The 14,559-nt window shown below is 59.0% G+C and carries 7 protein-coding genes; 5 read left to right on the forward strand and 2 right to left on the reverse strand.

From position 1 onward, the window contains the following. The first annotated feature begins 3 nt into the window (after positions 1 to 3). The 5 genes from QMZ30_RS02320 (at position 4) to fepB (ending at position 4,770) form a co-directional block, all read left to right on the forward strand. Positions 4 to 969, forward strand: coding sequence for a HesA/MoeB/ThiF family protein (locus QMZ30_RS02320; protein ID WP_283226218.1), 966 nt, complete (start codon positions 4 to 6; stop codon positions 967 to 969). Continuing rightward, positions 966 to 1,679 carry an ABC transporter ATP-binding protein gene (locus QMZ30_RS02325; protein WP_283226219.1) on the forward strand — a complete coding sequence of 238 codons (714 nt, stop codon included), beginning with the start codon at positions 966 to 968 and terminating at the stop codon, positions 1,677 to 1,679. The genes QMZ30_RS02320 and QMZ30_RS02325 overlap by 4 nt, the downstream gene beginning before the upstream one ends. Beyond that, positions 1,663 to 2,397: an ABC transporter permease gene (locus tag QMZ30_RS02330; RefSeq protein ID WP_283226220.1), complete on the forward strand. Its 735-nt coding sequence runs from the start codon at positions 1,663 to 1,665 to the stop codon at positions 2,395 to 2,397. Before QMZ30_RS02325 ends, QMZ30_RS02330 begins: the two co-directional genes overlap by 17 nt. Positions 2,398 to 2,406: 9 nt before the next feature. After that, positions 2,407 to 3,339: an ABC transporter substrate-binding protein gene (locus QMZ30_RS02335; RefSeq protein WP_283226221.1), complete on the forward strand. Its 933-nt coding sequence runs from the start codon at positions 2,407 to 2,409 to the stop codon at positions 3,337 to 3,339. 474 nt (positions 3,340 to 3,813) lie between these two features. Continuing rightward, entirely contained in the window at positions 3,814 to 4,770 is a 957-nt protein-coding gene (gene fepB / locus QMZ30_RS02340; protein ID WP_283226222.1) for a Fe2+-enterobactin ABC transporter substrate-binding protein, read from the forward strand. Here fepB and entS read toward each other — a convergent pair. Together entS and QMZ30_RS02350 are read right to left on the reverse strand one after the other, a co-directional pair. Then, positions 4,767 to 6,023 carry an enterobactin transporter EntS gene (gene entS, locus QMZ30_RS02345; protein WP_283226223.1) on the reverse strand — a complete coding sequence of 419 codons (1,257 nt, stop codon included), beginning with the start codon at positions 6,021 to 6,023 and terminating at the stop codon, positions 4,767 to 4,769. The genes fepB and entS overlap by 4 nt on opposite strands. 119 nt (positions 6,024 to 6,142) lie before the next feature. Further along, on the reverse strand, positions 6,143 to 14,524 hold the full coding sequence (locus QMZ30_RS02350; RefSeq protein ID WP_283226224.1) for a non-ribosomal peptide synthetase: 8,382 nt from the start codon (positions 14,522 to 14,524) through the stop codon (positions 6,143 to 6,145). Positions 14,525 to 14,559: the final 35 nt, after the last annotated feature.

Genomic DNA, 14,559 nt, shown 5'->3' on the forward strand with positions numbered 1-14,559 from the left:
ACCATGGAACGCTATCAACGGCAGATGATGCTGCCCGAAATCGGCATCACGGGGCAGCAGAAACTGGCGGCTGCGCGCGTGCTGGTGGTGGGCGCGGGCGGATTAGCAGCCACGCTGCTGCCACAGTTGGTGGGGGCGGGGCTTGGATATCTTCGCCTGTGCGATGACGATGAAGTGGCGCTGCACAATTTGCATCGCCAGACGCTGTTTACCCAGCAGGATATTGGATTCAGTAAAGCGGAGCGTGCGCAGCAGGCGTTGCAGCAGCGTAATCCCGAGGTGCAAATCGATGCATTTCAGTCTGCGGTCACGGCCAGCCATCTGCCGCAAACCCTCACGGATATCGATTTGGTGATCGATGCCGCGGACAACTTCGCGGTGACCTACCCGCTTTCGGATGCTTGTCTACTGAGCAACATCCCACTGATCAGCGCCTCGGTGCTCGGTCGTCAGGGCTATGTCGGTGGTTTCTGCGGCAGTGCGCCGAGTTATCGTGCGCTGTTTCCGCAACTTCCTGCCTTGGCGGCTAACTGTAATAACGCAGGCGTGATGGGACCGGCGGTGGCCACGTTGGGTGCGATGCAGGCGCAGATGGCATTGAGCGTATTACTGGACTTACATCCTTCACCGCTCGGGTGCGTAGTGAATTGTGATTTCGTTAACTGGCATTTTCGGCAGTTCCGTTTTGACGGAGCAGAGGAGCCGGAACAGGCGGTGCCCTTTATCGATCAACAGCAACTCCGCGCCGATGACTGTATTGTCGAGTTGCGCGGCCTGGAAGAAGCGCCAGAAAGCGTGGCACCCCATGCTGAACGGATTTTGCCGCAGGGGATCGCAGACTGGCAGCCGCCACAGGATCAGCGCATCGTGCTGGTGTGCGCCAGCGGCATCCGCGCGGCGAAGGCGGCGTCAGACCTGATGCAGCGTGGATTTACCCAGCTCGCCATTTTAGCGGCGCGCCGTCCATGAACGCGCTCAGTTTCAACCAGGTCACCTTTGGCTGGGGCGAAAACCCGCTGTGTGAACGGCTAAACCTGTCACTGCGCGGCGGAAAAACCACGGTGTTTCTCGGGCGCAGCGGTATTGGTAAAAGTACCTTGCTGCGACTGGTGGCGGGCTTGCTGCAACCTGAGCACGGCACTGTTGAGGGAGTATCGGGCAAGGTCGCCTGGATGGGACAGCAGGATCTGCTCTATCCGTGGTTAACGGTGCTGGAAAACGTGATGCTCTCAGCTCGTCTCAACGGTGAAAAGCCGGATCGCGATCGCGCGTTAGCGTTACTGGATCAGGTGAAACTCAGTGAGGTAGCCAACGCGCCACCCAGCCAACTCTCCGGCGGGATGCGGCAGCGCGTGGCACTGGCGCGCACCTTGTATGCACAACGTGAGGTGGTGTTGATGGATGAACCCTTCGCCACCCTGGATGTCATGACCAAACTCAGCCTGCAAACCCTCACCGCCACCTTGCTAAAAGGCAAAACGGTGTTGCTGGTGACGCACGATCCGCTCGAAGCCTGCCGTATGGCGGATGACATTGTGCTGCTAAATGGGCAACCGCTAATGACTGAAGCCTGGCCGGTGCCGGGCGGTGAAGCGCCGCGTGCCCAGGATGACCCTGGTCTGCTGCAGGCGCAGGGCGAACTCTTCTCACGACTGAACCAAGATGAAAAAACTGTATAGCGCGATCTATCTGATCGCGGTGCTGCTGTGCGCCTGGCTGTTAGCGCGGCGCAGCGGCGTACCGGAGTTTCTGCTGCCTTCACCGATGGCGGTGCTGGAAGCGTTGTGGCTGCATCGCCAACTGCTGTGGCATCACGCTTTATACACGCTGGCGGAGATGGTGCTGGCGCTGCTGCTCGGTGTAGGGAGCGGAGTGATCCTCGCGGTGTTGATGGCGGGGAGTGAGACGCTCCGCCGCCTGCTGTTTCCGCTGGTCACCGCCAGCCAGGCGATCCCGGTGTTTGCCTTAGCGCCCTTGCTGGTGCTGTGGCTGGGATTTGGCATTGCTTCCAAAGTAGTGGTAGCGGCGCTGATCGTGTTTTTTCCGCTCTGCTTATCCCTGTTTGATGGGCTGTGCCGTACGCCATCTGGCTGGCTGGAACTGGCAAACACTATGAACAACTCCCGCGTGAAGGTGTTCTGGCATGTGCGCTGGCCCGCTGCACTGCCGCAATTTTTTTCTGGGTTGCAGATGGCGGTGGTTTTAGCGCCGATAGGCGTGGTGATTGGCGAGTGGGTCGGTGCCAGCGAAGGGTTGGGCTACCTGATGATGCAATCCAATGCGCGACTGGAAACCGCCACCAGCTTTGCTGCTCTGCTGCTGTTACTGATGCTGGCGCTGCTGCTCTCCGGCAGCGTGGCATTGATGCGTAAAAAATACCTCTGGCACTCAATATAAGGATGCACCTTGAATACCCTACGTACTGCAATCACCGCACTGCTGTTGCTGGCCACCAGCGTACACGCCGAAGAGAAAGTTCGCCTGTTGCTCGATTGGTTTGTGAACCCCAATCATGCCGCGATTTTTGCCGCGCAATACAGCGGCGCTTTCAAGAAAGAAGGGCTGGATGTGGAGATGATCGCGCCCGCAGATTCGGCCTCTGTGCCGCTGCTGCTGGCGGCGGGCAAAGCCGATCTGGCGATTAGCTATCAGCCACAGCTTTACACGCTGGTGGAGAAGGACGTGCCGGTTATCCGCGTGGGTACGCTGATTGGCCAGCCGCTGAATACCTTGACCACCGTCTCCAGCGATATTCACTCACTTAAGGATCTCGCCGGTAAAACCCTCGGCTATGCCGTGCCCGGTTCTGAAGATGTTGCCATCCGTAATATGCTGAAGTCTCAGGGTGTGGATGTCGATTCCGTTAAGCTGATTAGTCTTAACATGGATTCCACCTCAGCGCTGTTGACGCATAAAATCGACGGCGCGATGACCATTTTCCGTAACTACGAGCTGATCGACCTGAAAGATAAAGGCGCGAATCCGGTGGTGTTCAAGCCGGAAGATTACGGCGTGCCGGCTTATGATGAGCTGATCATCCTGGCAAACAACAACAGTGCCGCGCAGGATAAACGCATACCGGCGTTTTTACGCGGGTTAGATGCGGGTGTGGTGTGGCTGCGAGCGCATCCGGAAGAGGCGTGGAAAGCCTTTATCAAACAGTATCCGGAATTGAATACCAGGCTTAATCATCAGGCTTGGGAAGCGACGCTGCCGCTGTTTGCCGCGCACAGCGCGAGCTTTGATCAAGCGCGTTATGCCGCGTTTGGCGAGTATATGAAGGCTAACGGGTTGATCAAAGCCGTGGCACCGATGACGCGCTATTCGCTGGAGCAGTAGTGCGGTTTGTTTCCCCTCACCCTAACCCTCTCCCAAAAGGAGAGGGGACCGTAGGGTACGGTTATTCGGTTATGTATGCTGCCTCAAGTTTGCTGGTTCGCCTCCCTCTCCCAAAAGGAGAGGGGACCGTAGGGTACGGTTATTCGGTTATATATGCTGCCTCAAGTTTGCTGGTTCGCCTCCCTCTCCCAAAAGGAGAGGGGACCGTAGGGTACGGTTATTCGGTTATGTATGCTGCCTCAAGTATGCTGGTTCGCCTCCCTCTCCCAAAGGGAGAGGGGACCGTAGGGTACGGTTATTCGGTTATATATGCTGCCTCAAATATGCAGGATCGCCTCCCTCGCCCGCTTGCGGGAGAGGGCTGGGGTGAGGGCAATCCCACACACCGTTATCAATCCTCAACCAAAACACTTGCTCCCACCCCTATTTTTGATAATGATATCCATTCTCAATTGTCAAGTGATGGATAACCTGATGCGTCTGCCTGCTCTGGCACTCCTGTTTCTCTCTACCCTGATGACTCAAACCATGGCCGCCGAAACCCGTACAGGTTGGCCGCGCACGCTTGAAACACCTCAAGGCCCGCTTACCTTGCAACAGCCTCCACAGCGAATTGTCTCTACCAGCGTCACGCTGAGCGGAACGTTGCTGGCGATCAATGCGCCGCTCATCGGCTCGGGTGCGACCAGCCGTAACAGCAGCGTGTCCGATGCGCAGGGCTTTTTTAGCCAATGGAGTGAGGTGGCGCGCGCGCGACATGTGAAGCCGCTGTATGTCTCGCAGCCCAATGCCGAAGCGATTGCCGCTGAAGCGCCCGATCTGATTGTGATTGCGGCCACCGGCGGTGATTCGGCGCTGAAACTCTACGATCAGCTACGCACTATCGCACCGGTGTTGGTGGTCGATTACGGTGATAAGAGCTGGCAGGCGTTGGCGTTACAGTTGGGCAGCATTACCGGTCACGAAGCGGATGCGGAAAAGGTTATCGCTCAGTTCGATCAACGCGTTGCCGCAGTTCGCAGTGCAATAACATTGCCCCCGCAGCCGACATCCGCGATTGTCTATTATGAAGATGGACGTGGCATGAATCTGTGGACGCCTGCGTCGGCGCAGGGCATGTTGCTGAAAGAGTTAGGCTTTACGCTGGCTGCGCCTCCCGCCAGTTTGCAGGGCAGCACCAGCATGGGTAAACGCAACGATATCATCCAGCTTAACGGCGAAACCATGGCCGATGGCATCACCGGCAAGACGCTGCTGCTGTTTGCGGCGGATGATCAGACCGTGCCGCAGGTGGCGAAGAATCCGTTCCTCGCTCATTTACCTGCGGTTAAGCAGCACGCTATTTTTGCCATGGGCAACGATACTTTCCGTCTCGATTACTACAGCGCCAGCAATATGCTCAGCAGTATCGAACGGCAGTTCGTGCACTAAGCGGCAGCTTGCGTGTGACTTTGCTCCCCATTGTCTAGTCTGGCCGTGCGCAAACCGCGTGCGGCCAAGGCCACCACCATCAACAAACCGGCTGCCACACCGCCAAACCACAACACGCTGCTGAGCGGTTCCAGACTGCGCGCCAACGCCCCTAAACCCAGCGCGCCGACGGAATCTCCCGTCACGTCCTGAGCGGTACCTAAACTGTTGACCCGTCCCAACAAGGCATCCGGTGTGTGATGCTGGATCAGGATGAACTGCAACAGTGATGCGATGGCGTTGCTGTAGCCGTAACACACCAACATCACTAACGCGGCAACGAGATTGTGTATCAGTCCGAGCGCGGCGATGGAGCCAAATGCCAGTAGGGCACTGGCGACGAGCACCACACCTGGACGCGATAATTGCCGCACCCAACCGCTGGTAAAGGCGCCAATCATCGCGCCAAGCGGGACGGCCGAATACATCAATCCTAACGCCGAGGCATCCAGTTGCCACGTCAGGGCCAGTGCCGGGAACAGTACACGAACGGCACCGATCATGCTGAGGAGCAAGCCCACCAGTACCACCGCGCCGACGACAGGATGACGACAGACGAACTGGATACCGCTCGTAAGCGCGCGCAGCGGGTGTTCGGGTTCTTGTTGTTCAGGTTGCAGGGCGGGCAGGCGAACCAAGGGGATGAGCGTCGCCAGAGTACCTATCGCGGCAACGGCAAACGCCCAGCCGACACCCGCAGCGACAATGATCATGCCACCCAGCGCCGGAGACAGGATGGCACCGAGACGCACCGTCAACATGCTGAGTGCACCGGCCTCCGCCAGATGCTCCCGACCGACAATCAGCGGAATAACCGCCATTAACGCGGTCATGCCCAGCGCACCAAAGAAGCCATCCCATAAGGCGAGGAAGTAAAGCGCCCAAAGTGAAGGGGTGGGGCTGAACGCGTTCAGGCTGAGCAGCACAAAACCCATCCCGCAGGTGCCACGTGCAAACAGGATTAATTTGCGGCGGTCATAGCGGTCCGCCAGTACGCCGCCCAGCAACAGGCCGATAAACATGCCGATGCCATCCAGCATCACCGCCACGCCGACCTGCAAGGTCGAACCGGTCATGGCCTGAATCTGCACCGGTACGCCCACTGCCAGCATGCCGAGTGCGAACACCGATAACATGCGGGCGCAGAAGATGGCGCGGAACGCGGCGTTTTTTTTCAGCAAGCTGAAATCGAGAAAAATCGAAGGTTTAGCCATAAAAATCCAAAGTCTGATTATTGTTGATGCATTTGCGGGCGGCTTAAAGGCCTCCACCGGGTACGATCTGTATGTAGGGGCGCACCCTGGTGCGCCCGCGGGCGGCCTGAAGGCCGCCCCTACGACGGCAGCGCCAGCAGCCGATTGATCAGCGGGCCCAGTGCTTTCAGCGATGCGGCAGACAAGATGTCCGCGTGCTCGCAGTCCAGCGGCCAGATCTCCAGCTCGGAAACAAATGGCGCCCAGCTTGCCGCAACGTCCATGCCAGCAGGCACCGTTCTCTCCGCCATAAACAGCGTGGCTTTACCGGCATAGTGCGGCGTGCGCGCCTCAGCCAGACGGGCAACGGCATCCTTGTAGTTGGCGACGATGATGTTGAACATCGCGGCTTTCTCCTCGCGTAACAGCGCATCGCGTTCATCTTCCGTGGCCGCCATAAACTCGGCCTGCTCGCGAGCCACTTCCTGCTCCGCTTCATCCGCTTCTGGCGTGCGCCAGTCCTGGCCTTCAGCGGGATAGGTATCCAGCAGACCCAAGAACGCGACGCTTTCGCCATGCGCTTGCAAACGTGCCGCGATCCCTTGCGCCAGCGTGCCGCCCAGCGAGTAGCCCAACAGGTAATAAGGTCCGTGCGGCTGTTGCTGTCGGATAGTCGTAAGGTGTTGTTCGCACATTGCATTCACGCTGTCGCAGGCGGTAATCACCCCATCAGGTCGTGGCGATTGCAGCCCCACAACCGGGAAATCACCGGCGAGATAGTGCAGCAACGCGCTGTACTGCCAGGCGAAGCCCGAAGCCGGATGGATGCAGAACAGCGTTGGCCCTTGCCCCGCGCGCAGCGGCAGCAGTTCACCATTGCCGCCGGTATCGCTGACTTTACCTGCCAGCAACGCGGCCAGTTTTTCCACGCTGCGTGCGGCGATAACTTGTCCGACACTGATCGGCTGTGGCAAACAGCGACGCAATTCAGCGACCAGTCGCATCGCCAGCAGTGAGTGGCCGCCCAGCGCGAAGAAGTCATCTTCGGCAAACACCTGTCCGCAACCCAACAACTGCTGGAACAGTTCAGCCAACAAACGCTCATTCTCGTTTTGCGGTAAACGCCCGGAACGCGCACTGAGTTGCGGCATCGGTAGCGCTTTACGGTCTAACTTGCCGTTGGCGCTGAGTGGCATCTCGTCGATGACCTGATAATTCACCGGTTGCATATGTGCGGGTAATCGCGCAGCGAGTTGCTGTGTAACCTGCGCAATATCCAGAGTGATACCCGCATCCGCCACCAGCCAGGCGAGCAGTTGCCGGTTATCGACGCCTGCTGCTGTCTGTTGCGTCAGGGCGCGTGCGGCAACCACCGCTTGCGCCACACCAGGGAGTGCCACCAGCGCCTGTTCAATCTCGCCGGGTTCGATACGCTGGCCGCGCATTTTGAGTTGATCGTCACTGCGTCCCAGATACTCCACCGCGCCGTCATCACGCCAGCAGGCAATATCACCGGTGCGATACATGCGTTCGCCCTCGGCAAACGGCGCGGCAATAAAGCGCTGGGCGGTGAGATCCGCGCGATGCAAATAACCATCGGCCAGTTGCACGCCGCTGAGATAGAGATCGCCGGGCACGCCCACCGGAACCGGACGCAGCAGGTTATCGAGGATGTGCAACTGGGTATTCCATACCGGACGCCCAATCGGCACGCCAGGTGCGCTCAATCCCTCTAACGCACTGCCGCTGGCGGGCTGCCAGGTCACGTCGACCGCGGCCTCGGTCGGTCCGTAGAGGTTGTGCAGAGGGGCGGCAATCAATTGCTGATAGCTGCGCGCCAGATCGCAGGCGAGCGCTTCACCGCTACAAAATACGCGGCGCAGGGTGGCGCAGGCTTGGTCACTCTGGCTGGCAATGTGGCTGACAAAAGCCGCCAGCATGGAAGGGACAAAGTGCAGCGTGGTGACCTGATAATCGTCGATCAACTGCCACAACGCCTGCGGATCGCGGTGCGCTTCCGGCGGGGCCATCATCAGCTGCGCACCGGTCATTAGCGGCCAGAAGAACTCCCACACCGAGACATCAAAACTGCATGGGGTTTTCTGCAACACCACGTCGTCACTGCGCAGTGGATAGCTGGCTTGCATCCAGCGCAGGCGATTGATGATGGCGCGTTGGTTGACCACCACGCCTTTCGGCCTGCCGGTGGAACCGGAGGTGTAAAGCACGTAGGCCGGACGATGGGCATCCGGTTTCGGTAGGGCATGGCGTGCGACAATCTGCTCACTCGCCAGGCCATCGAACATCATTAGCGTACCAAACGTGGCGAAACGGCTTTCCAGCGCTGATTCAGTGATCACCACCCACGGACGCGCATCTTCAACCATGTAAGCCAGTCGCTCATCGGGATAGCCAATGTCGAGTGGCAGCCACGCGGCACCCGCCTGCAAGATAGCGGTGAGGGCAATGCTGAGGCGCACAGAACGCGGCAGCGCCACGGCAACGATATCACCTGGCATCACACCCGCTTCAATTAAACGATCGGCCAACAGGCTGGCCTGGCGCTGCATTTCACGATAGCTCAGCTGATGTTCGACATCACACAGCGCCAGCGCATCCGGTGTGCGGGCGGCCTGCTGCGCAATCGCCTGTTGCAGGGTTTCATTTTCCAGCTGGACCCCGGTGTTGTTGACCCATTGCAACAGGGACTGTTCAGCGAGAGTTTGCAGTTTCCACTGCGCCAGCGGGAGATCGGGTGTGGTGACCAACTGTTGCAACAGCAGCAGTAAGCGTTCCGCCAGGCGATCGGCATCGGAGACGCAGTCACGATACTCCAGCAGCAGCGTAAGCTGTTCGCCGGGCAACACCAGCAGCGTCAGGGGGTAGTGCGTGTATCCTCGGTTGTGAATGCTTTCGCAGCGCACGCGGGCATTGGCATCGAACAAACCAGGGTTGTCGGGGTAGTTTTCCACCACTAGCAGGGTGTCAAACAGCGTGCCTTGTCCCGCCAGCTGTTGGATTTCCGCCAGACCGAGGCAGTCTTGCTCAATCAACTGGATTTGCTGCGATTGGTGCTCTGCCAGCTGTTCCAGCAGTGGTCGCTGATGATCGAAACGCACCCGCACCGGCAGCGTATTGCTGAACAGTCCCACATGTTCGTCAATGCCGTCGATTTGCCCGAAACGACCGGAAACCGGCGCACCAAACACCACATCCTGTTGACCGCTGGCAATCGATAGCATCATGCCCCACACGCCTTGCATCAGTGTATTGAGCGTTAGCCCACGAGTGCGGCACAGGGCATGCAGTTCACGTTCCAGCGCGCTATCCAGCAGCAGGCGTTTTTCCTGCACCGGACTGTCTGAGGCGTTGGGATAGATCAAGGTCGGGCGCACATCGCGCAGGCAATCCTGCCACTGCTTGCGCGCCTCTTGCTCATTACGCTGGCTGAGTTGGCGCACGATATCCGCGTAGTGGGTGCGATGCGCTGGCAGGGGCTGTTGACACAGTGCGCACAGCAGATCGTTGAGGATCACCGGAGTTGACCAGCCATCAACCACCAAGTGATGGGCATTGAGCAGCAGCGTCCAGCGCTCTTCATGGCGATGGGCAATAAGCGTCGCTTGTAGCATCACCGGCTGATGGAACAGATCCTGTGCCAGCATCTGCCGTTCAGCCTGCTCGATATCGTCGGTATCGAGTACCGTAAGCGGCCAGGTGAGTTCACCCTCTGGCAACAACTGCAGCGGTTGCAGGCAGATTTCGCTGTCAAAGCGGGCAGCCAACTGCGGGTGGCGCAGCAGGACCTGGTTCAGCGCCCGCTGCACGCTTTCAGCAGAGAGATCGCCGCTCAGTGTCAAACGTATCAATGAGTTGTAACTGCCAGCTGATGCAGTGGTTTGTGCATGGAACAGCAAGCCTTTTTGCAATGGTAGCAGCGGCAGTGCGTGGCTAAAGGCACCGTGCTGCGCGTGCAGTTGTAGCAATGCCTGGTCATCCACGCCCACCAGATTGATGTCGGCAGCCACCTGCGTATTAGCAGCCTGTTGCGGCTGCTGCACGGCGAAGTGACTCAACTGCAGAGCACCCTTAGCCATGGCCTGATGCAGTTGCTGAATCTGATCGGCATGCAACACGCCGTCGGCCCAGCTCCAGTTGAGCGCCACCTGCTGCTCATCGACAAATACATTGAGTTCCAGCGCATGTTGCAATGGCAGTGAGGCATCCTGAATGACGGCAAAGCTATCGCGGAACTGCTGTGCGGTGCGTTGTGGTTGCCAGTTTCCGCTACCTTGCGTGAACCGGCCTAAGTAGTTAAATAACACCTGCGGCGCATGGTTAGCGGCCAGTTTCGCCAGAGTGACCCCACGATGTGCATCAAGCCAGCGAAGCTGACCATAACCAATTCCCCGATCGGGCACCGACCGCAGAACGGCTTTCACCGCGCGCACGCTTTCGTTTAAGGTCGCGGCGGCGGGCAGTGCAATCAGCAGTGGGAACTCTGCGGTTAACCAACCCACAGTGCGAGCCAGATCCTGATGATCGTGCAGCTCAGCGCGACCGTGCGACTCCAGCGTCAGTCGTTGCGCTGCGCTGCCAGTCATCTGACGTAACGCCAGTGACAGCAGCGTCAGCAGCAGCTCTTCGCTGGTGGCACGGTACTGCTGCGGCAGCGTGTTGAGCAGGGCGTGGGTGGTTTCCGTATCCAGCAGCGTGCGCTGATACAACGCACGATCGGTGGGGGCTAAGGCGCGCTCACCCAAAACAGGCAGCGGCGGGGTCAGCATATTTTGCCAGAAGGGTAGCTCGCTGGCGCGCGCGGAAAGATTGGCAAGCAGGGTGGCTGACCAGTCGTGCAGCGATGTCTCTTCCGGCGGCAGTGTGATGGGCGCACCGCTTAACAGCGCCTCACCGGCCTGCTGTAGTTCATCCAGCAGCACGCGCCAGGAGACGCCATCCACCACCAGATGGTGCAACGTCAATACCAGACCACAACTGGCACCGCCCTGCTGCAGCAAGGTGGCCTGCAACACGACTCCTGCGGCGGGATCGAGCCGCGCAGCATCATCGTTAAAGGTCCCTTCAGCGGCCGTGTCGCGCTCTTCGACTTCAATAGCGCGGCAGCGAGCAGGGCGCGTCGGCAGCCATTCCCCCACCACTAACTGCTCATCGCGGGTAAAGGCGTTAAGCGCCGGATGCGCTGTCGCCAGCTGTTCGATCAGCTGATCTAGCTGGGAGAGTTGCAGTTGGGCGGGCACGGACAGCAGCACACCATGGGCAAAGCGCGCGTTGATGCCAGACTGCGCATTGAACCAGTGCAGGATGGGCAGACCACCCACCGCACCTTGCTGCGCAACGCGCGCCTGCTGATGGTGCTGCGCCAGTGGCTGTAATCCTGCTGCCATGCGCGCGGCCGTGCGTTCTGCGAAGATTTCTCGTGGACGCAGCAAGAAACCGGCGCGGCGCGCGGCTGTGCTCAATCCCATCGCGGAGATACTGTCACCACCGAGTGCAAAGAAGTCATCCTCTGCGCCGACGCTCTCCAGCCCTAATAACCCGGCAATCGCCTGACAAATCAGAGTTTCCTGCGGCGTGCTGGCGGCGCGGCTGATGGCGGTTTGTGCCTGTTGCGGTTTAGGCAGCGCCTGACGATCGATCTTACCATTGACGTTAAGTGGCAGATCTTCCAGTACCATCAGCACGGCTGGCACCATGTAATCGGGCAGTTGCGAGGCGAGTTGTGCCAGCAAGCGGGCGCTCAGTTGAGCGTCAGCTCGCAGTGCCTCATCCTGCACCGAGCAGTAGCCGATCAGGCGATGTGTAGCGCCGATGCTCTCGGCGATCACCACCGCTGTGCTGACTTCAGGCAAAGCGACCAGAGCGTTTTCAACTTCACCCAACTCCACGCGGAAACCGCGCACTTTGATTTGGTGGTCGACACGGCCAATAAACGCCAGCTGTCCGTCCTGGCGCCAGCGCATCAGATCACCGCTGCGATACATCACTGCGCCGTTGAGGAAGGGGTTAGCCACAAAGCGTCCGCTGGTGAGATCGGGACGACGCAAATAGCCGCGTGCGATACCGGTTCCGGCAATGTAGAGCTCACCCACGCAGCCCACCGGCACCTGGCGCAGTTGGCTGTCGAGCAGATAGACCTGGGTGTTGCCCACCGGACGGCCAATCACCGGTTGTGGTGCGGCCAGTACGCTGGCACCCAAGGTATCAATGGTGTACTCAGAGGGGCCGTAATAGTTGTGAATCTCCATCTGTTGCTGGTTCTGCATCAGCTTCCACAGCGTTGGCGTTGCCGCTTCACCCCCAATCATCACAAATGAGGGACGATGGTTTTCAACATCCATCAGGCCGCTGTCGATCATCTGTGAGAAGAACGATGGGGTGATATCCAACAGATCGACCGGCACGACGTTCATCTGTTGAATCAGTCCCCAGGCATCGCGGCGTAGCTCCTCGTCAAAGATATTCAGTTCGCACCCCATCAACATGCAGAACAGCGGCTCCCAGGAGGAGTCAAAGGAGAACGACGCGGTGTGGCCTGCCCGCATGCGGCGCGGGCTGTTGGCATGGAAGCGATCAATCGCCGGGCCAAACAGATGCTCGCGATGGGATAAGAACAGATTGAGCAGACCCTGATGGGTGCTCATCACCCCTTTTGGACGGCCGGTGGAGCCTGAGGTGTAGATCATGTAGGCGAGGTCCTCGCCACACAGTTGCGTTGCAGGGCGCTCAACCGATTGGTTGGCGAGTTCCGCATCTAGCGCATCAATACAGAGATGTGGCAGCGTTGGTATCTGTGACAATGTCACGGAGTGCGTGAGCAGCAGCGCGGGTTGGGCATCGTCACACATCAGTGCCAGGCGTTCACGCGGATAGTCGAGATCCAGCGGCATATAAGCCGCACCGCTTGCCAGCACCCCGAAGATGGCGACCAGCGAATCGACCGAGCGAGGGATGCCGATCGCCACCACGTCATCGGCACCCAAGCCACGCGCAATCAGCAGGTGTGCCAGTTGCATGGCCCGATCGCGCAACTGGCGATAGCTCAGGCTGTGCTCACCACACACCACAGCACTCAGGTCGCCACTTTGCGCGGCACGCGCCAGCAGTATATCGACAATTGTGGTGACGCCGTCGGGCGGTGCTATCACGGGACCGGTGGACCAGCGTTGTAAATCGGCCTGTTCATCTGGCGCAATCAGGGAAAGTTCGGCCAGCGTGATGCCAGGCTGCGCAGCGAATTGCGCAATCAGATGACGGATACGATCGGCGTGACGCTGTAACGCAATCGCGTCATAGCGTGATGGATTGGCTACCAGCGTCAGTTGCAGCGCGCTATCGCGGAAACCCACCTCAAATTCGATATCATCCACTGGTCCCATTGCCAGCGTGTGAGTTGCCGCCGTAATACCATCAAACTGCAGGTCATCATGATAGACCTTGACGTTAATCACCGGTCCGTACAGGTGCTGACCGCTGCCCACTAACCCCAAATCACGGCGCAGTTGCTCCGCTTCATAGCGCTGATGGCGACGCGCTTTGCGGATTTCGCCCTGTACCTGCTGCACCAGTGCGGTGAGGTCGGTGCTGGCGGACAGGTCAAAGATCAGCGGCAGCACGTTCACTACCGGGCCAAGCGCGGTGATCGCTGCTGACCCCATGCGGCGCATAAACGGGAAACCAATAGACAGGCGTGGGCTGTCACTGATCCGGGCCAGATAAGCCACTAACACGGCGCTCACCACATCGCCTTCACTGCATTCGTGCAGGGCGGGCTGTTGGCGTAACGTGGCTAAATGCGGCAGCGTCACCTGGCAACTAATGGGACGCTCGCCAGGATTGTCGCTGCTCTCATTTGAGAGTGTGATGCTGGCGGGCAGATCGGCGGTATAGCTCTGCCAGTGGCTGGCTGAACGTTGAAACGCCGCTGAGTCCTGCCACTGCTGGTACTCCTCAATCACGCCGGTGAAGGGCGTAAAGGGTGAGGGTGCAGGCGATTCTCCACGACACAGGGCGGCATAGATTGCCGCGACACGCTGTGCCAGGGCTTCAAAACTGAAGCCGTCAACCTGTAGATGGTGGTAGCGCTGATACCACCACCAACTGCCATCACCGATACGCATCAAGACATGACGGTAGAGCGGTTTGTCGCCGTCGGCGGGTAAATCCGCATTCATATCGGCCTGCATCAGTTTATGTGCCTGGCTGCTGGCATCCGCACGTTGGCTGAAGTCGTGCCATTCGGGGATGATCTCAGTTGAAGCGGCAAACCACTGTGCCGGGTCGCCATTTTCATCCAGACCAAAGCGGGCCTGCACGGTATCGGCTTCCATCATGGTTTGGCGGATCGCGCTATCGAGGGCCGCGCGGTTGATGGCGCCGTGCAACACACTGTAGTGCGCCACGGTGAATTGATTGCGCTGCTGCGCAATAGTGTCAGCGATCCAGATGCCGGGCTGCGCCGCCACCAATGGGTACGCTGTTGAATGCGTGATTAACGATGCCAAAGGACAGTTCCTGTCTTAAAAAATCAAAAAAAAGA

The sequence above is a fragment of the Pantoea sp. EA-12 genome (genome assembly GCF_030053355.1).
GTDB classification, from domain to species: Bacteria; Pseudomonadota; Gammaproteobacteria; order Enterobacterales; family Enterobacteriaceae; genus Pantoea; species Pantoea vagans_C.

Excerpts from the sequence above, each read along its gene's own strand:
- fepB (WP_283226222.1), top strand. The coding sequence starts at position 3,814 with ATGCGTCTGCCTGCTCTGGCACTCCTGTTTCTCTCTACCCTGATGACT.
- QMZ30_RS02320 (WP_283226218.1), top strand. The coding sequence starts at position 4 with ATGGAACGCTATCAACGGCAGATGATGCTGCCCGAAATCGGCATCACG.
- QMZ30_RS02325 (WP_283226219.1), top strand. The coding sequence starts at position 966 with ATGAACGCGCTCAGTTTCAACCAGGTCACCTTTGGCTGGGGCGAAAAC.
- QMZ30_RS02330 (WP_283226220.1), top strand. The coding sequence starts at position 1,663 with ATGAAAAAACTGTATAGCGCGATCTATCTGATCGCGGTGCTGCTGTGC.
- entS (WP_283226223.1), bottom strand. The coding sequence starts at position 6,023 with ATGGCTAAACCTTCGATTTTTCTCGATTTCAGCTTGCTGAAAAAAAAC.